General features: G+C 63.9%; 16 protein-coding genes and 5 tRNA genes. 10 read left to right on the plus strand and 11 right to left on the minus strand.

All coding sequences use genetic code 11. The features are described 5' to 3' along the window. Positions 1 to 2: 2 nt before the first annotated feature. From purE to QD208_RS00410, 7 genes are all read right to left on the minus strand, one after another. On the minus strand, positions 3 to 521 hold the full coding sequence (purE, locus tag QD208_RS00380; RefSeq protein ID WP_043333193.1) for a 5-(carboxyamino)imidazole ribonucleotide mutase: 519 nt from the start codon (positions 519 to 521) through the stop codon (positions 3 to 5). A gap of 221 nt (positions 522 to 742) precedes the next feature. Further along, positions 743 to 1,000 carry a DUF1653 domain-containing protein gene (locus QD208_RS00385; protein WP_225996526.1) on the minus strand — a complete coding sequence of 86 codons (258 nt, stop codon included), beginning with the start codon at positions 998 to 1,000 and terminating at the stop codon, positions 743 to 745. An 80-nt stretch (positions 1,001 to 1,080) separates the two neighbouring features. Continuing rightward, positions 1,081 to 1,965: a tRNA cyclic N6-threonylcarbamoyladenosine(37) synthase TcdA gene (tcdA, locus tag QD208_RS00390; protein WP_279835442.1), complete on the minus strand. Its 885-nt coding sequence runs from the start codon at positions 1,963 to 1,965 to the stop codon at positions 1,081 to 1,083. A 215-nt stretch (positions 1,966 to 2,180) separates the two neighbouring features. Next, entirely contained in the window at positions 2,181 to 3,119 is a 939-nt protein-coding gene (locus tag QD208_RS00395) for a pseudouridine synthase (RefSeq protein WP_279835223.1), read from the minus strand. Between the two features lie 119 nt (positions 3,120 to 3,238). Then, positions 3,239 to 4,075 (minus strand): DNA-binding domain-containing protein, encoded by an 837-nt coding sequence (locus tag QD208_RS00400; RefSeq protein ID WP_279835224.1) that lies wholly within the window; start codon positions 4,073 to 4,075, stop codon positions 3,239 to 3,241. After that, positions 4,072 to 5,016, minus strand: a complete 945-nt coding sequence (locus QD208_RS00405) for a DUF692 domain-containing protein (protein ID WP_279835225.1) — start codon at positions 5,014 to 5,016, stop codon at positions 4,072 to 4,074. The genes QD208_RS00400 and QD208_RS00405 overlap by 4 nt, the downstream gene beginning before the upstream one ends. Positions 5,017 to 5,222: 206 nt before the next feature. Then, positions 5,223 to 5,489 (minus strand): hypothetical protein, encoded by a 267-nt coding sequence (locus QD208_RS00410; protein WP_279834751.1) that lies wholly within the window; start codon positions 5,487 to 5,489, stop codon positions 5,223 to 5,225. A gap of 269 nt (positions 5,490 to 5,758) precedes the next feature. Here QD208_RS00410 and QD208_RS00415 point away from each other — a divergent pair, with 269 nt between their 5' ends. Continuing rightward, a complete protein-coding gene (locus QD208_RS00415; RefSeq protein WP_279835227.1) occupies positions 5,759 to 8,257 on the plus strand; it encodes a fatty acid cis/trans isomerase in 2,499 nt (832 codons plus the stop codon). A 200-nt stretch (positions 8,258 to 8,457) separates the two neighbouring features. Here QD208_RS00415 and fnr read toward each other — a convergent pair whose 3' ends face one another. From fnr to QD208_RS00435, 4 genes are all read right to left on the minus strand, one after another. Next, positions 8,458 to 9,207: a fumarate/nitrate reduction transcriptional regulator Fnr gene (gene fnr / locus QD208_RS00420; protein ID WP_279835228.1), complete on the minus strand. Its 750-nt coding sequence runs from the start codon at positions 9,205 to 9,207 to the stop codon at positions 8,458 to 8,460. A gap of 288 nt (positions 9,208 to 9,495) precedes the next feature. Further along, positions 9,496 to 9,774, minus strand: a complete 279-nt coding sequence (locus QD208_RS00425) for a hypothetical protein (RefSeq protein ID WP_192838652.1) — start codon at positions 9,772 to 9,774, stop codon at positions 9,496 to 9,498. A gap of 25 nt (positions 9,775 to 9,799) precedes the next feature. Further along, complete coding sequence (locus tag QD208_RS00430; RefSeq protein ID WP_279835229.1) at positions 9,800 to 10,417, minus strand: cbb3-type cytochrome c oxidase subunit II; 618 nt, start codon at positions 10,415 to 10,417, stop codon at positions 9,800 to 9,802. Beyond that, positions 10,414 to 11,904: a cbb3-type cytochrome c oxidase subunit I gene (locus QD208_RS00435; RefSeq protein WP_279835231.1), complete on the minus strand. Its 1,491-nt coding sequence runs from the start codon at positions 11,902 to 11,904 to the stop codon at positions 10,414 to 10,416. The genes QD208_RS00430 and QD208_RS00435 overlap by 4 nt, the downstream gene beginning before the upstream one ends. A 318-nt stretch (positions 11,905 to 12,222) precedes the next feature. Between QD208_RS00435 and QD208_RS00440 the strand changes: the two genes are divergently transcribed. The 9 genes from QD208_RS00440 to QD208_RS00480 all read left to right on the plus strand — a co-directional run bounded on the left by QD208_RS00440 (position 12,223) and on the right by QD208_RS00480 (position 18,930). After that, positions 12,223 to 13,089 carry an alpha/beta family hydrolase gene (locus QD208_RS00440; protein ID WP_279835233.1) on the plus strand — a complete coding sequence of 289 codons (867 nt, stop codon included), beginning with the start codon at positions 12,223 to 12,225 and terminating at the stop codon, positions 13,087 to 13,089. A gap of 216 nt (positions 13,090 to 13,305) precedes the next feature. Beyond that, positions 13,306 to 13,381, plus strand: a tRNA-Val gene (locus QD208_RS00445). A gap of 78 nt (positions 13,382 to 13,459) precedes the next feature. Beyond that, positions 13,460 to 13,536, plus strand: a tRNA-Asp gene (locus tag QD208_RS00450). Positions 13,537 to 13,577: 41 nt separating this feature from the next. Next, positions 13,578 to 13,654, plus strand: a tRNA-Asp gene (locus QD208_RS00455). Between the two features lie 49 nt (positions 13,655 to 13,703). Next, positions 13,704 to 13,780: transfer RNA gene (locus QD208_RS00460), tRNA-Val, on the plus strand. 4 nt (positions 13,781 to 13,784) lie between these two features. Further along, positions 13,785 to 13,861, plus strand: a tRNA-Asp gene (locus QD208_RS00465). A gap of 479 nt (positions 13,862 to 14,340) precedes the next feature. Beyond that, a complete protein-coding gene (locus QD208_RS00470; RefSeq protein WP_279835235.1) occupies positions 14,341 to 16,368 on the plus strand; it encodes an NADPH-dependent 2,4-dienoyl-CoA reductase in 2,028 nt (675 codons plus the stop codon). Between the two features lie 203 nt (positions 16,369 to 16,571). After that, positions 16,572 to 17,645 carry a pyridoxal-phosphate dependent enzyme gene (locus tag QD208_RS00475; RefSeq protein WP_279835237.1) on the plus strand — a complete coding sequence of 358 codons (1,074 nt, stop codon included), beginning with the start codon at positions 16,572 to 16,574 and terminating at the stop codon, positions 17,643 to 17,645. Positions 17,646 to 17,844: 199 nt separating this feature from the next. Beyond that, on the plus strand, positions 17,845 to 18,930 hold the full coding sequence (locus tag QD208_RS00480) for a low specificity L-threonine aldolase (protein WP_279835239.1): 1,086 nt from the start codon (positions 17,845 to 17,847) through the stop codon (positions 18,928 to 18,930). The last annotated feature ends 503 nt before the right edge of the window (positions 18,931 to 19,433 follow it).

Below are 19,433 nucleotides of genomic sequence, written 5' to 3' on the forward strand. Positions count from 1 at the left end.
GCTTACTCGCCTCCGTGGGACAGGCTGGGTGCGTCGGGGCGCGGGTCCGGATTGTCGAGCACACGGTCGGTCTGCTCGGCACGGAAGTTGATCAGCGCGGTGCGGATAGCCGGGTACTTGTTGGCCAGCTGGCTGGCGGCCAGCAGCGCGGCATTCACGGCACCGGCGCGGCCGATGGCCAGCGTGCCGGTGGGGATGCCGGCGGGCATCTGCACGATGGAGAGCAGGGAATCGACACCCGACAGCATGCTGGACTGCACCGGCACACCCAGCACCGGCAGCCAGGTCTTGGCGGCACACATGCCCGGCAGGTGCGCCGCGCCACCGGCACCGGCGATGATGACCTCGAGGCCACGCTCGGCAGCGGTATCGGCATAGTCGAACAGCAGGTCGGGCGTGCGATGGGCAGAGACGACCTTGACCTCGTGTTCGATCCCCAGCGCTTCCAGGGTTTCGACCGTATGGCACATGGTCGCCCAATCCGATTTTGATCCCATGATGACACCAACCAGTGCGCTCATGCTTCCTCCGCTCTTGACGTGGTATGAACCAGCTCACAGTGCCTGCCAGACGTGCCGGGCAGTGCGCTGTGTGGGCGTGGCCGAGCCGCGCGGGCAGATCATGCCCGCAAGCGGCTCAATGCGTATGTCTGGAAAAACAAGCGGCGCAGTATAGCACCGCGACCGACAGGCGGCATGTACCTGTCTGGTCGGTCAGGATGTGGGTGCGGCAAGGCCGCGGATCAGCAGGACCACGCCGAGACCAGCGCGAAGCGTGGCACCGGCTCGCCCTGGATCTCGACGTTCTCCATGAACATGCTCAGCGGACGCACCCACAGCCCGCATTCACCATAAAGAGCACGATAGACCACCAGCAGCTCTTCGGTCTCGCTGTGGCGACTGGTGCCGATCACTTCGTACTGCGCGCCCTTGTAGTGGCGGTAGAGGCCCGGCACGGGACGATTTTCCGGCAGCGGCGGCATGGCAGGCAGGTCAGTCATGGCGATTTCCTTGAGGGTGAAGCAAGAAGCGAGAAGCGAGAAGCGAGAAGCGGTGAAGCCAGCAGCGAGAAGCAGGCGTATCAGTCGGCAGCGTTCGGCGCATCAGCCACAGAGGTGTCATCAGCGACAGGCGTGGCCTTGGCACCGCGGCGTGCGATGCGCGCCAGCGCGCGGGCAGCGGCGGTGAAGCCGAAGCTGCCGGTGACGAAGGTGGCCGCGCCGAAGCCGCCGGCGCAATCCAGGCGCGTGGCGCTGTCGCCGGGCTTGGTGGCACACACCTCGCCGTCGGCACCGGGGTAGGTCAGCTGCTCGTCGGAATAGACGCACTCGACATCGAACCGGCGCTTCAGGTTGCGACTGAAATTGTAGTCGCGACGCAGCAGTGAGCGAACGCGCGCCAGCAGCGGGTCCTGCTCGGTGCGGGCGAGATCACCGATCTGGATGCGCGTCGGGTCGAGCTGGCCACCGGCGCCGCCCGTCACGGTCAGGCCCAGCTTGCGCCGCTTGCACCAGGCGATCAGCGCCGTCTTGGCGGGCACGCTGTCGATGGCGTCGATGACGTGATCGAGGTCGTCGTGGATCAGCTCGGCGAGGTTGTCCGGCGTGACGAAGGCCGAGATGGCGTGGATCTTCATCTGTGGCGCGATCAGCTGGCAGCGCTCGGCCAGCACCTCGACCTTGGGACGGCCGATCTGGCCATCCAGCGCATGCAGCTGACGATTGACGTTGGAGACGCAGACATCATCGAGATCGATCAGCGTCATCTCGCCGATGCCGGAGCGTGCCAATGCCTCGGCGCTCCAGCTGCCGACGCCGCCGACCCCGATCACCGCGACATGCGCGTGGCGGAAGTGGGCGAAGGCGTTGGCACCGTAGAGGCGACGGATGCCGCCGAAGCGGAAGTCGTAGTCGTCTTCTGCGGGGGCCTGGCTGGCAGCGCCGGCCGCAAAGAAGCTCTCCAGCATTCGTTCGCTGGCAGAGGGCGTGCTGGCGTGAGTCGACGGCTCGCCTGAGGGCTTGCGGTCAGGGCTCTGTTCTCCAGGGCTTTTGCTTTCAGAGCTTTTGCTTTCAGAGCTCTGCTGTTCTGGGCTCATGTCGGTCGAGTCCGGGGTGTCGGAAGAGGTGGTCATGCGCAGCTCGCGAATCTCGGGGGAACGGGTGGCAGTCGGCAGGGATGCGCTCAGTCAGCCGGGTCGCCGGCGGTCGCATCGAGCCAGTGTCTGGTCGGGCGCTCTGCCAGATGTTCAGCGTAGCGTTCGGGCAGATGGCCCAGCCAGCCGAAGCGCTCCATCAGTGCCGCGTAGGCGCCTTCTGGCGGACACGACAGGCTCAGCCAGCCACCCTCGGGGTGAGGAAGCTCAAGCCCGACAGCCGCCAGCAGCAGGCGGGGGCATTCCAGTGTCGTGGCGAAGTAGCGGTTGTAGTTGCCCTTGCCGTGCTTGGCGTCGCCGATGATCGGGTAGCCACGGCGTGACAGGTGACGGCGAATCTGGTGGCGGCGGCCGGTCAGCGGACGGGCCTCGACCAGCGAGAAGCGCGACTGCGGATAGCGATCGATGGCGATGGGCAGCTCGACCTGTGCCAGACGGCGCGTGTCGGTGATGGCTTCCTGCTCCGGCATCTCGGCCTTGGGCAGTTTGCCATCTTCCTTGCGCAGGCCGTAATCGAGGCGTTGCTGCTCGGGCGCGACACCGCGCACTATCGCCAGATAGCGCTTGCTGACCTGCTGCTCCTCGAAGGCGGTGCTCAGCTTGCGCGCCGCCTGGGGCGAGAGGCCGAACACCATCAGCCCTGATGTGGGGCGATCGAGGCGATGCACGGGGAAGACATGCTGGCCGATCTGGTCGCGCAGACGCTGAAGCAGAAACTCGGTCTCGTGCTTGTCGATGGGGCTGCGGTGCACCAGCAGGCCCGATGGCTTGTGAACCACCACCAGCACTTCATCCTGGAACAGGATGTCGAGTGGCTCGGCGGGTTCAGTCAGCTCAACCGGCTCGGCCGGCTCAGTCACCTCAGCAGACTTGGCCTCGAGAGGCGTGGGCGTGGCGTCCGCCATCGGCGCAGGTGTCTGAGGCGCCGTTGGCGCGTCGGAGTGCGGAGCATCAGGAGAAGAGGGCATGGGCATCACGGCAGCAGGAAGACGAAAGCCGACCATCGCAATGAGGGTCGGCGTGTATTGTCCGGCTTTCGCCGCTGGCTGTCATGTCCGCTGTGGCGTCGGGCGCGCGGATGGCTATGTCAGGGCCTGATCAGCAGACCGGCGGCTAGCCACTGCACCAGCAGGTTGATCGCCACGCCCGGGGCTTGCTCTGCCCCCACCTGCGGCGTCAGCAGCTCACCGAGTCGGCCGAAGCTCAGGCCCTCGTCTCCGGCCGCGAGGATGGCGCCGAGAGCCTGGCCCTCCAGCGGCTCGAGAGAGCGATAGTGCACCTCGGGCGCGCCAGCGGTGGGCTGGCGCCAGACGATCCAGGGCGTGGGCGTGTCGGACTCGACCGGTGCGCGTGGCGGCTCATCGTTGTCGATGGCCTTCCAGATGGCCGGCGTATCGAAGTGGAACGAGAAGCGCTTGAGGGACGGATGCGCTGCCAGGGCCAGCTCGGGCCACTCATCAAGGGCCAGCGTCTGCAGGGACTCGACACTCAGCGGGGCGCTGTCCACCGCATCCAGCGCCAGCCCCAATGCCCACTCGAAGGCGGCCATCTCGGTGACCAGGGAGCGCTCGGGTTCGCGCGCCGCGACGAAGGCCGGGAAATGCTGGCCGGCCCAGCGAATCGAATAATGACTCGGCGGGTGGGCCGCGAGGTAGTCACGACACAGCAGCCCGAAGGCGTCATCGCCGATCAGGGTGTGCACGGCCTCGAAATCCCCGCCGAAGACCTCGAACAGCCGCAGCCGATAGGCCATCGCGTAGATGTCGAGGCGCTCCTCGGCGCTGGCAAGCTGATCACTGATGACGGCCTCGGCCGCCGCGCTGCGGGTGTCAGGGCTCGGTGTCGCGAGGTAGGCGCCCGTGGTCTCCTGCAGTTGCATCAGGGCGCTGCGATCAGCACCGCCTGCGGGGCTCGCTTGCGTCATGCGCGCAGCCCTCCGTGGTCTGCCGTCTGATTCGCGCGCGTGGCATCCGTCAGCGGACGACTACTGCGGCGGCGCAGCTCGGCGTACTCCTGCATCAACTCCGACCAGGGCGGGAAGTTGTCGTCACGCTCGATCATGGTGGCGACATCGCCGAAGCGCTCCCGCGCGGCGTCATACAGCGACCACACGGTGTCCGGGACGGGCTGGTCGTGGGTGTCGATGCATAGCTCGCCGCCGGAGACTTCCTGCCGGATATGACCGGCCAGGTGGTGCTGCCAGACGCGCTCTGCCGGCATGGCGTCCAGATAGGTCAGCGGGTCGAAGCCATGGTTGTGGCTCGAGACGATGACGTTGTTCAGGTCGAGCAGGATCAGGCAGTCGGCGCGGCGGCTGACCTCGGCCAGAAACTCCCATTCGCTCATCTCGTCAGGGCGCCAGGTCAGATAGCTGGAGACATTTTCCAGCAATAACTGACGGCCGAGCGCGTTCTGGACCTGATCGATGCGTTCGGCCAGATGGTCAATGGTGGCATCGGTATAGGGCAGCGGCAGCAGGTCATGGAACTGATGCGCGCCGGTACGCGTCCAGCACAGGTGGTCGGAGACCCACAGCGGCTCGATGCGCTCGCACAAGGCGCGCAGCTCGCGCAGGTAACGGCTGTCGATGGGATGGCTGCCACCGATGGACAGCGAGACGCCATGCAGGGCGATGGGGTAGTGCTCTCGGACACGCTCGAGGTGATGCAGTGGCTTGCCGCCGGCACTCAGGCCACCGGATTCGCTGGCGCCGTGGCCCATGTAGTTCTCGCTGATGGCCTCGAACCAGTCGATGTCCGGCAGCGTCGTCAGAATCTCGTGATAGTACTCGGGGCGCAGGCCCAGCCCCTGACCAATGCCGGCGCTGGCGGGCGTGGGCAGGCGAGAGGTGACAGCTGTCGTCATGCGTGAGTCCTCTTCTGAGCTAAGGCAGAGGGTGCGGAAAAGGGCGAGGCAGATGGCGAGTCAGGAGGGCTGAAAGACACCCGCCAGGGGGCCCAGGAAGAAACAGAGCCAGACCCAGAATCAGGAACGGGAGGACGGTGTGCCGTCCTCCCGTCGGGAATTCGCCAGATGCGCCTGCCTCAGCAGGCGCATCTGATGCCTGAGGATCAACCCTCGACGACAGTACCACCTTCGCCGACACAGGATTCAGCGCTGGCAGTGTACGACCAGCCCTGGCCCTTGCAGGCATTGTGGCCCTTGCAGGCGCTGTTGGCGGTCGCGCATTCGGAGGTGCCCTTGCAGGAGTTGATGCCGGAGCACTTCACGGCATTGTCACCGGCGTGCACCGGCATCGAGGTCAGGGCGGCAGTGGAGAACAGCGCGGCGGCAGCGGCGGCGAAGGTAGCGGCAGTAACGGTCTTCTTCATGGTCATGATGGCTTCCTATCGGGCAGGGCCCGTATTTTTTGAATTATGGATCAGGAACATCGATGCACCCGCTTGCGTCAGACAGCTCGTTCAGGCGGGTCATGAAGTCATACGCCGTCAAAATAAAGTTGGATGCGGAAACGCCAAAAAAATCTGACATCATTGTTCACTATGCTTGGAAAGGCAGTCTTGCCGAATTAGTGAGCCTGCTTATGGTACGCTTTCGCCATCATCTGCCCGATTGCCGATACCCCTTCCTCTTGCTGGAGTTCCCCATGCCGGACCTACTTCGACGCCTGTGGCGCATACCGCGCTGGCGCTGGAGCATCGTGCTCGTTCTACTGTTGGGGGGCTGCAGTGCCGTCGCGATTCATCAGCTCGATGAGCGTTTCGGCCCCGCGTCACCGCGTGAGCGGGTGGTGTCACACGACAGTCTTGCCGGGCGTCAGTGGGAGGATGAGGTCAAGCCGGTGATCGAGACGCGCTGCGTGGTCTGTCATGGCTGCTACGACGCTCCCTGTCAGCTCAAGATGTCATCGGCCGCGGGGATCGATCGCGGCATGAATCCGGCGCCGGTCTACGATGGCACGCGCCTGCTGGCGGCCAATCTGACGCGCATGTTCGAAGACGCGGACACCACCGAGCAGTGGCGCAGCATGGACTTCTCGCCGGTGCTCAATGAGCGCTTCGACTCCCCGGCCGCCAATCTGGAGGGCAGTGTGCTGTTCCGTGCGCTCAGCCAGAAGCGCAAGGCGCCGCTGCCGGTGACGGAAGATGGCCTGCTGCCGGAAGACCGCTTCGACCTGTCGCTCAATCGCAGTCAGGTATGTGCCCCCGTCGAGGGCTACGACAAGTTCGCCGAAGACCATCCTGACTGGGGCATGCCCTACGCCCTGCCACAGGTCAGCGATGAAGAGCACCGCACGCTGGTGAACTGGCTGGCCAAGGGTGGCGCGATGACGGGCCCGGCACCGCTGCCCCAGGCGCTGATGCCGCACATCGAGCAGGCCGAGCGCTTCTTCAATGGCGACAGCCTCAAGCAGCGCCTGATGAATCGCTATATCTACGAGCACCTCTTCCTGAGTCATGTGTATTTCCCGGGCATCAATGGCGCGGACGGACGGCCGGTCTTCTTCAAGCTGGTGCGTTCCAGCACCCCGCCGGGCGAGCCGATCAAGCGCATCTCCACGCGCCGCCCCTACGATCCACCCTACGCCTCCTACACCGCCGATGAACGCGCGAGCATGCCCCACGATGACGCCGGGCGCCCGCGGGTCTATTACCGTCTGTGGCAGGAGCGCGCGACGATCCTGGCCAAGAATCATCTGCCCTATGCGCTCGATGATGCTCGCTTCAAGCGCTGGCAGGCGCTGTTCCTGACACCGGATTACCCGGTGGATGACCTGCCGGATTACGACCTCAAGACGGCCTCGAATCCTTTCCTGACCTTCGAGGCCATCCCGGCCGAGTCACGCTATCGCTTCATGCTGGATGAGTCGCAGAACACCATCATGGGCTTCATCAAGGGGCCGGTCTGTCGCGGGCAGGTTGCGGTGGATGTGATCAATGATCACTTCTGGGTCGGCTTCACTGACCCGAAGATGTTCAGTCACCCGGAAGTGGAACGCACCCTGGCCGAGGAAGGGAAGAATCTCAGCCTGCCCGCCGAGCAGAGCAGCAATGCGTTGCCGATCAGCTCATGGGTCAAGTTCGAGAGCAAACAGACCGCCTATCTCAAGGCCAAGCAGCGCCTGATGTCCCAGGCCTATCTCGATGGCGATCTGCGCCTGGATGAGCGGGTGCTGTGGGACGGCAGCGGCTGGACCGACGGCCCCGGCCAGGGGCGCAACCCCAACGCGGCCCTGACCATCTATCGTCACTTCGACAATGCGGCGGTGATGAAGGGGCTGGTCGGTGGCGTGCCCAAGACGGGCTGGATCATCGATTACCCGATGCTGGAGCGCATCCACTATCTGCTGGTCGCCGGCTTCGATGTCTATGGCAATCTCGGCCATCAGCTGGTCACCCGTCTGTACATGGACTTCCTGCGCATGGAAGGCGAGAACAACCTGCTGGTGCTGTTGCCGGCAGGCGAGCGCCAGGCGGTGCATGACAGCTGGTATCGCGACGTCAGCCCCGGCCTTGGCGAGCTGCTGTTCAAGAAGCCGCCGCAGTTCGATGCGCCCAGTGGCATCGTCTGGACACCGCAGGAGCTGTCATCGCCGGACCAGGCGCGCCTTGGGCTGATGCGGCGCATGCAGGAGCGCCTCGCGCCGGAACTCGGCCATGAGCGCAGCCTGAGCAATGTCGAGGACGAGCACGTGCGACATGAGCTGCAGGCCCTCGCTGCGGTGCAGGGAGTCTCGGCCAGCCTGATGCCGGAGGTGACGATCGTCGCGCTGGAGGAGGGCACTGATGACTCGCCGCGCCTTTACAGCGTGCTGCGCAATTCCGCCCACGCCAACATCACCAGCCTGTTCGATGAGGAGAAAAATCGCCGTCCTGAGGAAGACACTCTCGATGTCTTGCGGGGCGTGGCGGGCGATTACCCGAATGCCTTCTGGCGTCTGACGCCTGACACCCTGACGAGGCTGGCAGAGCGGGTGGCGGCACTCGAGACCGAAGAGGACTATCGCGCCCTGCAGGCGGATATCGGGGTGCGCCGGACTGACCCGCGCTTCTGGGAGTTCTCCGACAGCGTGCTGCGCACCAACTATGCTGATCGCCCTGTCGAAGCGGGCCTGCTGGACTATAACCGCCTCGAGAACCGCTGATCGCCAGCGAAGGCCGAGACAAGGCCTATTGTCATGACTGTCTGGGCTGCCAGGACTGTCAGGACGACTGACCTGACAGAAAGAAGAAGCCCGCCACGCAAATTGCGTGGCGGGCTTCTGTCTTGTGTGGTGCCGACATGGTGCCCTGGTGGCGGATCAGCGCAGTGTCGCTCAGCGTGATGTGCTGTCAGCAGGCGTCATCAGCGACCGCCCTGACACTCGCCTTCGGCCAGTTCGATCAGGCCATCCAGATGCAGGATATGCACCTCGCGGGCACGAATGTCGACCAGCCCCTGGGTCTGGAAGCGGGTCAGGATACGACTGATGGTTTCGACGGCCAGCCCCAGATAGTTGCCGATATCGGCGCGTGCCATCGAGAGGCGGAAGCTGTACGGCGAATAGCCACGGCGACGGAAGCGCTGTGACAGGTTGACCAGGAAACTCGCCAGCCGCTCATCGGCTGTCTTGCGCGACAGCAGCATCATCATGCGGCGATCTTCGTGCAACTCCTTGCTCAGGCTCTTGAACAGCTGGGTTCTCAGCTCCGGCATCTGCTCCGAGAGCGCATTGAGGCGGTCGAAGGGGATCTCGCAGACGGTGGTGGTCTCCAGCGCCACCGCGGTGCCGGGATAGCAATTGCTGTCGATAGCATCGAGCCCGGCCAGCTCGCTGGGCAGGTAGAAGCCGGTCAGCTGCTCCATGCCGCTGTTTTCATTGGTGATCTGCTTGAGACTTCCGGAGCGCACCGTGAAGACGCAATCGAAGGCATCGCCCTGGCTGAAGAGCACTTCCCCTTTTCTGAGTGGCGCGCGACGGCGGATGATGGCGTCAAACTGGTCGATATCTTCCATGTTCAGTGCCAGTGGCAGGCACAGTGAACTCAGCGAACAGGTTTGGCAGCGGGCTTCATGGGCGCGCAAGCGGTGTGATGCCTGTGCATTGGCCGTCATGGTGACTCTCCTGAGGAATGTCACCGCTACCCCTGGGGCAGGGCAGCGGAGGGGGCTTTCGGGCGCAACGAACGGTGGGGCGGGGCCTTGTCGCCCGCCGCTACCCTGCTCAGCCGATGTGATTCGAGCGGCCAGAGTCTGAGCGCTCATCGGCTGGCGCAGCGCAATTTCGTGGCGCCATAATATTAGATTTTATTAATTCATTATCCTGCCCAACCCATGGGCGTTGCAAGGTGTGTGAACTTTAGGCCTGGTTGGCCCTGCGTGACCATACCGCGACGACCTGCCTCAGCCAGCTGCGCCGAGCAGCAGAATCAGTGCGGCGGCCAGCGTCGCCAGTGCCAGTATGCCCCAGGCACGTGGTGCTGGTGTGTCAGGCTGACGTACGCCGTTGATGCGATGTTCCTGCATGGGGCCATCGCCTTCGCGCTCGTCGCTGTCAGCGCTTGCAGCGCGCGAAAGGCTGCCCAGGGCCAGCATGGCGAACAGCACCAGGCTGCCCAGCGTGAGGGCCAGCACCCAGAGATTCCAGAACAGGGGGAGTCCAGTTGTCTCCAGCAGATTCATGTCGTGTCTCCTGAGCGGTGTCCTGTCATGGGCCACGGCTGGCGATGTCGCTCGCGGGGGCGGCCTGCTGCAGGTAGGCGAGCAGCGCCGTGATTTCGGCAGTGCCACGCACGTCATTGGGGGCGGCGAGAATCTCATCTTCCGCGTAGGGCACGCCCAGGCCTTGCAGGGCTCGCATGCGTGCCGCGATGCCTTCACCGCTCAACGCCCGCTCGAACAGCCACGGGTAGGCGGGCATCGCTGAGCCCGGCACCTGACTGCGCGGGTCATTCAGATGCAGACGCTGCCAGGCATCGTCATGTTGCGCAGGCAGCTGGCTCAAATCCGTCCCCCAGCGCTCTACGCCCCACAGCGAGGGACGGTCGTAGTAGCGCGCCCGGGCGGTCGTCGCATCGCCGTGGCGCGCCGTATCGCCAGGTAGATCGCGCACCATGCGTGTGTGGCACTGCTGACAGCCCTCGCGTTGGTAGATGCGCTGGCCCTCCAGCGCCAGGGCGCTCAGCGGTTTGAGGTCTTCGGGGGCGCTGGCGAGGCTGGGGTGAGCCCCGAGCGGCACCAGCTGGGCGAGGGCGCCGAGGCTCATGGTGAGCAGGCATAGTGCCGTCATCAGGCCGGCGTGACGTTCGAGCAGGACATGTCTCATGCGTAATGCCCTCCCGAGGATGTGGCAGGGGGCGTGGTAGAGGGGGACGCAGAGTGCATGGCAGGTTCTGATGATGCCTTGTGCGAGCCGGAGCTCAGGCGCTGGCGCTCGTGAGCGGCTTGGCGTTCGCTCTTTTGATCAGCCAGGGTGCGCGTCACGTTGAGGAGCATCAGCAGCATGCCGAGCGCCCAGCAGGCGAGCCCGCCCAGCGAGATCATCATCGGCATGCGGGCCGCTTCCAGCACCTCGCTCAAGGTGTATAGCGGCCTGCCGTCATCTGCCAGCACATGCCACATGCTGCCTTGAAGCAGCGTGGTCGCCCAGCTGGCGGCAACGCACAGCAGGGTGCCGATGATGGCCAGCAGGGCGTGAGTCTTGAGCAGCGCGAGGGAGCGCATCGGGGGCAGCAGGTGATAGGCCATCACGATGGCGACTGTCGCGACCACCCCCAGGCTTGCTGCCGGCGACAGACTGTTGGCGGCACTGAAGGTCAGGGCATTGAGTGTCGGCAATGACAGCAGGCTGTATTCAAGAACCGCAAGGGCGAAGCTGACCAGCGCTGCCGCCAGCAGGCAGTTAAGCGGATCCCGGCGCAATGAGTGCCAATCCTCCTTGAGTGTCATCAGGCCATTGAGGCTGAGTGCCAGCCCCGGCGCCAGCAGCAGGAGGCCCATCGCCATGCCCAGCGTCTGGCTCCAGGCCGGCAGGGCGCTCGCGAACAGCAGCGGAGCGCCTCCCCATGTCACCAGCAGCACCAGCATCCAGAAGCTGGTGGTGGCCAGCCGGTGCGAGTAGAGCGGCAGCCGCGAGCGGCTCGTCACCATGTGATGGAGCAAGGCAATGAGGCCGAATGCGAACATGCCACCGGGGAGTGGCCCTGCCTGCCAGCGCTGAACCAGTGCCTCGAGGCTGCCCGTGAAGAGCGGTATCGATTCCAGCAGGCCGATCGGCACGCTGAGCGAGATCAGCACATGCTGTATCAACACCAGCATCAGGCCGGCGATGAAGTACCAGCAGGCCACCGGCAGGCGGCGCAGCGTGCGCTGTTCCAGCACCGTGAAGAAGACCCACGCCACGGCCAGCCAGACGAGGGTCATCAGGAGATCGACGAGCCAGGGCGCTTCGGCCATGTACTGGCCCGAGGAGTAGCCTGCGACAATCGCCAGTGCGCCGAGCGCGACCACGGCCTGCCAGCCGAGGAAGATGAAATGCATCAACTTGAGCGTGAAGGGGGGCAGTGCGATATCCGCTATCGCCGTCTCGGCGTCCGTGCGTGATTCGCGTTGCAGGACGCTGTGCATGGCGATGGAGTAGCCGCCGGCGATCACTGCCGAGCCGCCCAGACCGTAAAGCAGCAGGTGGTGCTGCAAGGGGGCGAGGCGGCCGTAACTCAGCCAGGCCACCTCCGGCCCCAGTGATGGCCACAGCCAGATGAGGTTGAGCCATACGGCCAGACAGAGGCTGAGCAGGCCCCAGATGACGGCCATGCGAGCGAAATCATGGCTTACGTGATGATGGTTCACGCGGGGATGACAGGCCGAAGCCTCAAGAGCTGTACGCATATCACGACCTCGTCGGCAGTGGGCGAAAGCGCAGTGCTGGTGGTGACGGTGCTGGAAGCGGCGCTGCGGGAGCGGCCAGGTCATCGACGCCCCTGTCAGGGCGGCAGGGCTGGCGCTGACCGATATCACGCGCGACCATGGCCGACTGACAGGCCATCCCTCGCGCTGGAATGCAGCGTTTACCCCTCATCGGTTCCAGCGTTGTCTGGCGCGAGCCGTACGAGATCAACAGGAGAATTTCGCTTGCCCGCCGTCACTTCATCATCGGACGAAGATGCCAATGCGTCCAATACGGCTGAGGTTCCCAGCCCTTACGCCGAGGAAGGCTTTCGTGTCGCCAGCCTGGCCGATGTCGCCGCGGAGCTTGCTGCTCGCCAGACCATGTCCGACGACGCGCTGGCCGCGCGAGGGCCGTGGCGAGGCTGGTTGGCGGAACTGGGCCCGCTTGAGATCCATGGGCAACCGGGGCGTGCCCTGCTGTTGCATGCGCATGGAGCCGGCGCCGGGCGTGAGACCGACTTCCATCAACAGTTCGGCGCTGCCTGCCTGATGCAGGGCATGGCGTGGCTGGCATTCGATTTCGGCTATCTCGTCAGGATGCGCTGTGAAGGCCGTCGCCGACCGCCGCCCCGGCTGCCTGGGCTGATCGAGGAGATGGCGCGCTGGTGTCAGGCGCTGATGGCGTGTGTGGCGGCCGTCGACTCCTTGCGATCGCTGCCCTGGCTGGTCGGCGGCAAGTCGATGGGCAGTCGTGTGGCCTCCCATCTGCTGGTGGAGTTGACCCGGGCGGCGCATGCGCCGTTGCCGGTCGGGTGGTACGCGCTAGGCTATCCGTTTCATCCCACGGGCAAGCCCGACAAGTTGCGCATCGACCATCTGCCGGATATCCCGATGGCCGGCGTGATCTGTCAGGGCAGCCGCGATCCCTTCGGAACTCGCGAGGAAGTGACGGCATATCCGTTGCCGGAAAGCCTGACATTGCATTGGCTGAATGATGGCGAACATGATTTCAAGCCACGAAAAGCGAGTGGCGAGACACGTGAAGGACTGATTTCGCGTGCGGCGCAGGCCTTGGCCAATCACCCGGCGCTGGGCGGAAAACGGCAGTGAATCGCCACCATGCGAGGGGCATTACCCTGGCCTTCGATGGCGACAGCGGCATGTCAGAATGATGACGCAACGCTGATGTTTACTGGCCTGCAGGCGATATGCAGCGGGAAAGTCCTGTCTTATCAATACTCTGTCGCGGACGATTGCTGAAATTGCGCGTAAAAAAAGTATTGACTCATGGGCCGGATTCCGTAGAATGCAGCGCCAACGAGACAGGGGTGGTTAGCTCAGTTGGTAGAGCACCAGCCTTACAAGCTGGGGGTCACTGGTTCGAACCCAGTACCACCCACCATTTGAAAAAAGTCATTGCTTTTCAAAGCGTTACTTGATTAAATGGCCTGGTTCGTTAGCAGAAGCAAGCGATTGTCGTGGACCGGTAGTTCAGTTGGTTAGAATGCCGGCCTGTCACGCCGGAGGTCGCGGGTTCGAGTCCCGTCCGGTCCGCCATTCTCGTTTGTCATGCGCCCGATGTTGAGTTGTTCTGAAGTGGACCGGTAGTTCAGTTGGTTAGAATGCCGGCCTGTCACGCCGGAGGTCGCGGGTTCGAGTCCCGTCCGGTCCGCCATCAGAATCGCGAGATATCACCGCTGCTTGCAGCAAAGATCGTTTGTGTTGGGTGATTAGCTCAGTTGGTTAGAGCACAAGCTTCACATGCTTGGGGTCACTGGTTCGAATCCAGTATCACCCACCAATGCGGACCGGTAGTTCAGTTGGTTAGAATGCCGGCCTGTCACGCCGGAGGTCGCGGGTTCGAGTCCCGTCCGGTCCGCCATTCGATCTCATAGAATTCGTGAAACCCGAGCTTTCGAGCTCGGGTTTTTGCGTTTCTGGCTGTCGGAAAGTCTTCAGTACTGGCCCGGCCCGCTTGCCTCCTGTTCTTGCCTCTTTCCTCTTCCTTTCTCTTCTCTCTTCTCGACCTGGTCATGTTCCAGGCTTGTCGGTCTTCCCTGGGCACATCACGACATTTCGTTCATTCCCGTTGATGGGTGTCCTGCGCGGTTGCTCACCTCTCTGATGTCATCACTGATGTCATTCGCAATGTGGCCTTTGGGAGTATTGAGCCCATGGCGCGATGCTCTACACTGGGATCACTCGTTTCATACGACCGTTTGCCATCTATCATCAGTCGTTGATGTCCTGACAACCTGTTACTGATGACCATGACTGAGTGAGTGTTGCTGATGAGAGTGGCGGCGGCGCGATATAACAATGATTGTCCGAGGTGCTCGAGACAGCCAAGGAGAGACCGCAATGACTGCCTATCCGAATATCTTCCGTCCGCTGACGTTGGGCCACATCACGCTCAAGAACCGTGTGCTGATGGGCTCGATGCACACGGGGCTTGAGGAGACTCCCGATGGCTTCGCGCGCCTGGCGGCGTTCTATCGTGAGCGTGCACGCCACGGGGTGGCGCTGATCGTCACGGGCGGTATCGCGCCGAATGCGGAAGGGGCTGTCATGCAGGGGGCCGCGAAGCTGACCACCCCGGAAGAGGCGGAGCACCATCGCGAGGTCACCGAGGCGGTGCACGCCGAGGATGGGCGCATCTGTCTGCAGATTCTGCATGCGGGGCGTTATGCCTACTCGCCGGATCAGGTCGCGCCCTCGGCGATTCAGGCGCCGATCAACCCCTTCACGCCACGTGCGCTGAGCACGTCAGATGTCAGGGAGCAGATCGCCGACTACGTGCGCTGCGCCAGCCTGGCCCGCGAGGCCGGCTATGACGGCGTCGAGGTGATGGGCTCGGAAGGCTATTTCATCAACCAGTTCATCTGTCGGCGCACCAATCAGCGCGAGGATGAGTATGGTGGCAGCTTCGAGAATCGCATCCGCCTGGCGGTGGAGGTCGTCGCCGGTATCCGTGCCGCGCTGGGCGAGGACTTCCTGATCATCTATCGCCTCTCGATGCTGGATCTGGTCGATGAGGGCAGCACCTGGGAGGAAGTGGTCGCGCTCGGCAAGGCCATCGAGGCGGCAGGGGCGAGCCTGATCAATACCGGCATCGGCTGGCATGAGGCGCGTGTGCCGACCATCGTCACCAGCGTGCCGCGCGCTGTCTTCACCGGGCTGACCCAGCGCATGAAGCAGGAACTCAGCCTGCCGCTGATCACCACCAATCGCATCAACATGCCCGAGGTTGCCGAGTCGGTGCTGGCTGAGGGCCATGCCGACATGGTGTCGATGGCGCGACCGTTCCTGGCGGACCCGCAATGGGTCAGCAAGGCCAGAGCGGACGATGCTGCCATCATCAATACCTGCATCGCCTGCAATCAGGCGTGTCTCGATCACACCTTCCAGATGAAGCTGACCTCGTGTCTGGTCAATCCGCGTGCCTGCCATGAAACCGAGATGGTGATCGAGCCTGCGCGACATGAGCGCCGCGTGGCAGTGGTGGGCGCAGGGCCTGCGGGACTGTCTGCCGCCGTGACGGCGGCCGAGCGTGGTCACGTGGTGGTGCTGTTCGAGGCGCAGTCCGAGGTGGGGGGCCAGTTCAATTTCGCGCGTCGTATTCCCGGCAAGGAAGAGTTCGACGAGACACTGCGTTACTTCAACGAGAAGCTGGTGCGTTGTGGGGTCGAGGTGCGCCTCAATACTCGCGCCACCGCCGAGATGCTGGCGGAATTCGATGCCGTGATTCTGGCCTCGGGCGTGAAGGCGCGGACGCCGGATATCGAGGGTGTCGAAGCCGGTATCGAGCGGGGTCAGGTGCTCAGCTATGCCGAGGCGATCAGTGCGCCGGAGCGGGTCGGGCGTCGCGTGGCATTGATCGGGGCGGGCGGGATCGGCTTCGATGTCGCGGAGCTGATGACTCACGTCGAGCCGTCGCCCTCGCTGGATGGTGAACTGTGGTGCGAAGAGTGGGGGGTGGATCTCTCGGTCAGCACGCCTGGCGGCCTCAAGGCACCCGTGGTGCCGCAGGCGCCTCGTGAGGTGTGGCTGCTGCAGCGCAAGACCTCCAAGCCCGGCAAGGGGCTGGGCAAGACCACTGGCTGGGTGCATCGCGCGACCCTCAAGCAGCGTGGCGTCAAGATGGTTGCCGGCTGTGAGTATCGCTCGATCGACAGTGAAGGCCTGACTGTCAGCCTCAATGGCGAAGAGCAGCATCTGGCGCTGGACAGCATCGTGCTGTGCGCCGGGCAGGATTCGGTGCTGGAACTCAAGGCGCCTCTGGAGGCGGCGGGGGTGGAGCTGCATATCATCGGTGGCGCCGACAAGGCGGCAGAGCTGGATGCCAAGCGCGCGATCGCGCAGGGCACCATGGCGGCCGCTGCCCTTTGAGTTGACCGCGATCACGCATGGGGATATTCAGCGTTGAGCTGAGCCTGACCACTGCCTAGACTGATGGAAGCCACCGCGGACGCCGTGCCTTTGCTGCATGTGCCTCCGTGGTGGCTTTGTCGTCTTCAGAGTTTGCCTCGGGCGCCGCGCCAGCGGCTCGATGCGCTCTGATCTCTACCTTGCCGCCACGATGGGATCTGCTCATGTCACCGCACGCTGCCGCCTCACGCCATGCCACCGCTGAGGCTCTGATGCCGGACACCGAGGACAGTCCTTTGCCGCCTCACAGGGAGGATGCTCGGACTTCATCATCGCTGGCCGCCTCCCCGCCGGTAGCCGAGACACTGGACAGCCTGCTGGATCTCTTCACGCCGCCAGCGGTCGAGCGCCTGGCGTGGCCGCTGGCCGATGAGGCCGGTGTGATCGTCGAGTGCCTGCGCGCCGACACGCTGGATAGCGAGATTTCCGGCAACAAGGCCTGGAAGTTGCGCCTGCCGCTGGCCAGGGCGTTGAGCGAGAAGCGGGGCATCATCAGCTGTGGGGGTGGATGGTCGAACCATCTGCATGCGCTGGCGGCGGCGGGCGCCAGATTGGGCATCGATACGCATGGCCTGGTGCGCGGGCATCCCGAAGCGCCGCTGACGCCCACGCTCGCCGATGCGCGCGACAATGGCATGCGCTTGAGTTTCGTCTCGCGAGCCGAGTACCGGCAGCGTGACCAGCCTGATTTTGCCAGGCGCCATGGCGAGGGGGTATGGATTCCCGAGGGTGGCGGTTGCGTGGAAGGCGTCGCCGGGCTGGCACCGTTGGCTCAGGCGCTGGCCGAGCCGGTGCCGGGCGAATCTGCGCCGCAGCTGGTGCTGCTGGCCTGTGGCAGCGGCACGACGCTTGCCGGAGTGCTGAGTGCGCTGGGCGAGCGCGATGGGCTGCGGGTCATCGGGGTGCCGACCATGAATCATGGCGATCAGCTCTATCATCGTGTGCGTCGCCTGCTGGCAGAGAGTGGTGGCAGCCAGCAGAAGACGCCGGAGTGGGGCCTGTGGCTGGGGGCGCAGGCCGGCGGCTTTGCCAAGGCGCCTGACTGGTTGATCCAGTTCATAGAGCGCTTCGAGGCCGAGACAGGTGTTGCGGTGGAGCCGGTCTATACCGCCAAGCTGTTTGCGGCGCTGGCGCATCATCTGGCCAATGGCCTGATCGCACGCGGTACGCGCATTCGCGTGCTGCACAGCGGGGGCTTGCAGGGGCGGCGAGGTTATCCGGCGTTGCAGGCCATCTGAGGGTGCTGGCGAGGCGAGTGTCATCTGGCTCGTCCCCTCTCGCGAGGTGCCCTCCGGTGGCTTGCGTGCAGCCTTCACCTGCCACTGGCGGCGGCGTGCAGCGCTGTTATGATGGAGTTTCTGCAGCGGCTCCTGCCATCCGGGAGCCGTGTCTGTTTCACCGGACAGGGTGATCCCCTGTCCCGCTCTGGAAATTCCCATGACGACTGACGCCATTGCCCCGACCCCCGCTGCGACCTCTGCTGCCGATGAAGCGTGCACTTCACGCTTTCTGGCCAGTGACAACACGTCCGGTATCTGTCCCGAGGCGATGGCGTACATGATGCAGGCCAATCGTAATGATGATCTCGCCTACGGCAATGACCGTTGGACACAGCAGGTTACCGACAGTTTCCGTCAGCTGTTCGAGACCGAGTGTGAGGTGTTCTTCGTCTTCAATGGCACCGCCGCCAACTCCCTGTCGCTGGCCCACCTGTGCCAGTCCTATCACAGCGTCATCTGCCACGAACTGGCCCATATCGAGACCGATGAATGCGGCGGGCCGGAGTTCTTCTCCAACGGTTCCAAGTTGCTCAACGCGCCGGGCCCCAACGGCAAGCTGACGCCGGAAGGCATCGAGCAGCTGGTCACCAAGCGCAGCGATATCCACTATCCGCGTCCGCGCGTGATCTCCCTGACCCAGTGCACCGAGGTCGGCACCGTCTACAGCCTGGAAGAGCTGCAGGCGATTCGTGAAGTGGCGGACCGTCATGATCTGCAGATCCATATGGATGGCGCCCGTTTCGCCAATGCCTGCGCCGCGCTGAATGTCTCACCGGCCGAGCTGACCTGGAAGGCGGGTGTGGACGTGCTGTGCTTCTCCGGCACCAAGAATGGTCTGGCCATGGGGGAGGCGGTGATCTTCTTCGATCGCAAGCTGGCACGCGATTTCGATTACCGCTGCAAGCAGGCCGGTCAGCTGGCCTCCAAGATGCGCTTCATCGCGGCGCCCTGGATGGGGCTGCTGGAAAATGATGTCTGGCTGAACAACGCCCGCCATGCGAACGGCATGGCACAGTATCTGGCCGAGCGTCTCGAGGCGCTGGAAGGCATCGAGCTGCTGTTCCCCAGCGAGGCCAACAGCGTGTTCGCCAGCTTCCCCGAGCATGTGCTGGTGGCACTGCGTGAGCGTGGCTGGACCTTCTATACCTTCATCGGTGCGGGTGGCGCGCGCTTCGTCTGCTCCTGGAACACCACCACCGAGTTGCTCGACGCCCTGCTCAAGGATATTCGCGACGTGCTGTGAGCCTCTTGATTCAGACAGTCCCGAAGGCGTGAGCGCCTCCCTCGAGATCCCCATCGCGCCGGCGGTGGGGATTTTTTTGTGGCCGGTTGTCCGGTCTTGTCAACGTCATGCGTGATTGAGGCAAGAGTCTGATCAGGTTGGTAGCCACTTCGTCGCCAGTCGTTGTTTTCATGGTCTTTGTGGTGAGTCAGGAGGCTGTATGAAGCGTGGCGGAGGTGGTCGGGAGTGAAGTGTGGGCGCGGCCATTCTTGCTCGACTGGCTGGTATGCAATGTCGTCTGGGCGTGAGAGTGACTGGCGTCAACCGTCAGTCTGTTCCTATGCTCAAGGTGTGCTGCGGTGCAACATGACATGAGTGAATCACCCGCGACAGCAGAAGCATTGGTCGAGTTTTCGCGTCTTTCGAAGCTTTCTTCAACGCGTTGTCAGGGGCGTTCAGGCGCCATCGTAGTGTCTGCTGACCCACTGGCTGCCGTAGATCCTGCGGTGCTTGGCAGAACTGGC

The organism is Cobetia sp. 29-18-1 (assembly GCF_029846405.1).
Lineage (GTDB): Bacteria > Pseudomonadota > Gammaproteobacteria > Pseudomonadales > Halomonadaceae > Cobetia > Cobetia amphilecti.

Coding starts and splice junctions, on each gene's coding strand:
- purE (WP_043333193.1), bottom strand. CDS start 521: ATGAGCGCACTGGTTGGTGTCATCATGGGATCAAAATCGGATTGGGCG.
- QD208_RS00385 (WP_225996526.1), bottom strand. CDS start 1,000: ATGACTGACCTGCCTGCCATGCCGCCGCTGCCGGAAAATCGTCCCGTG.
- tcdA (WP_279835442.1), bottom strand. CDS start 1,965: ATGCTGGAGAGCTTCTTTGCGGCCGGCGCTGCCAGCCAGGCCCCCGCA.
- QD208_RS00395 (WP_279835223.1), bottom strand. CDS start 3,119: ATGCCCTCTTCTCCTGATGCTCCGCACTCCGACGCGCCAACGGCGCCT.
- QD208_RS00400 (WP_279835224.1), bottom strand. CDS start 4,075: ATGACGCAAGCGAGCCCCGCAGGCGGTGCTGATCGCAGCGCCCTGATG.
- QD208_RS00405 (WP_279835225.1), bottom strand. CDS start 5,016: ATGACGACAGCTGTCACCTCTCGCCTGCCCACGCCCGCCAGCGCCGGC.
- QD208_RS00410 (WP_279834751.1), bottom strand. CDS start 5,489: ATGACCATGAAGAAGACCGTTACTGCCGCTACCTTCGCCGCCGCTGCC.
- QD208_RS00415 (WP_279835227.1), top strand. CDS start 5,759: ATGCCGGACCTACTTCGACGCCTGTGGCGCATACCGCGCTGGCGCTGG.
- fnr (WP_279835228.1), bottom strand. CDS start 9,207: ATGACGGCCAATGCACAGGCATCACACCGCTTGCGCGCCCATGAAGCC.
- QD208_RS00425 (WP_192838652.1), bottom strand. CDS start 9,774: ATGAATCTGCTGGAGACAACTGGACTCCCCCTGTTCTGGAATCTCTGG.
- QD208_RS00430 (WP_279835229.1), bottom strand. CDS start 10,417: ATGAGACATGTCCTGCTCGAACGTCACGCCGGCCTGATGACGGCACTA.
- QD208_RS00435 (WP_279835231.1), bottom strand. CDS start 11,904: ATGGCCGTCATCTGGGGCCTGCTCAGCCTCTGTCTGGCCGTATGGCTC.
- QD208_RS00470 (WP_279835235.1), top strand. CDS start 14,341: ATGACTGCCTATCCGAATATCTTCCGTCCGCTGACGTTGGGCCACATC.
- QD208_RS00475 (WP_279835237.1), top strand. CDS start 16,572: ATGTCACCGCACGCTGCCGCCTCACGCCATGCCACCGCTGAGGCTCTG.
- QD208_RS00480 (WP_279835239.1), top strand. CDS start 17,845: ATGACGACTGACGCCATTGCCCCGACCCCCGCTGCGACCTCTGCTGCC.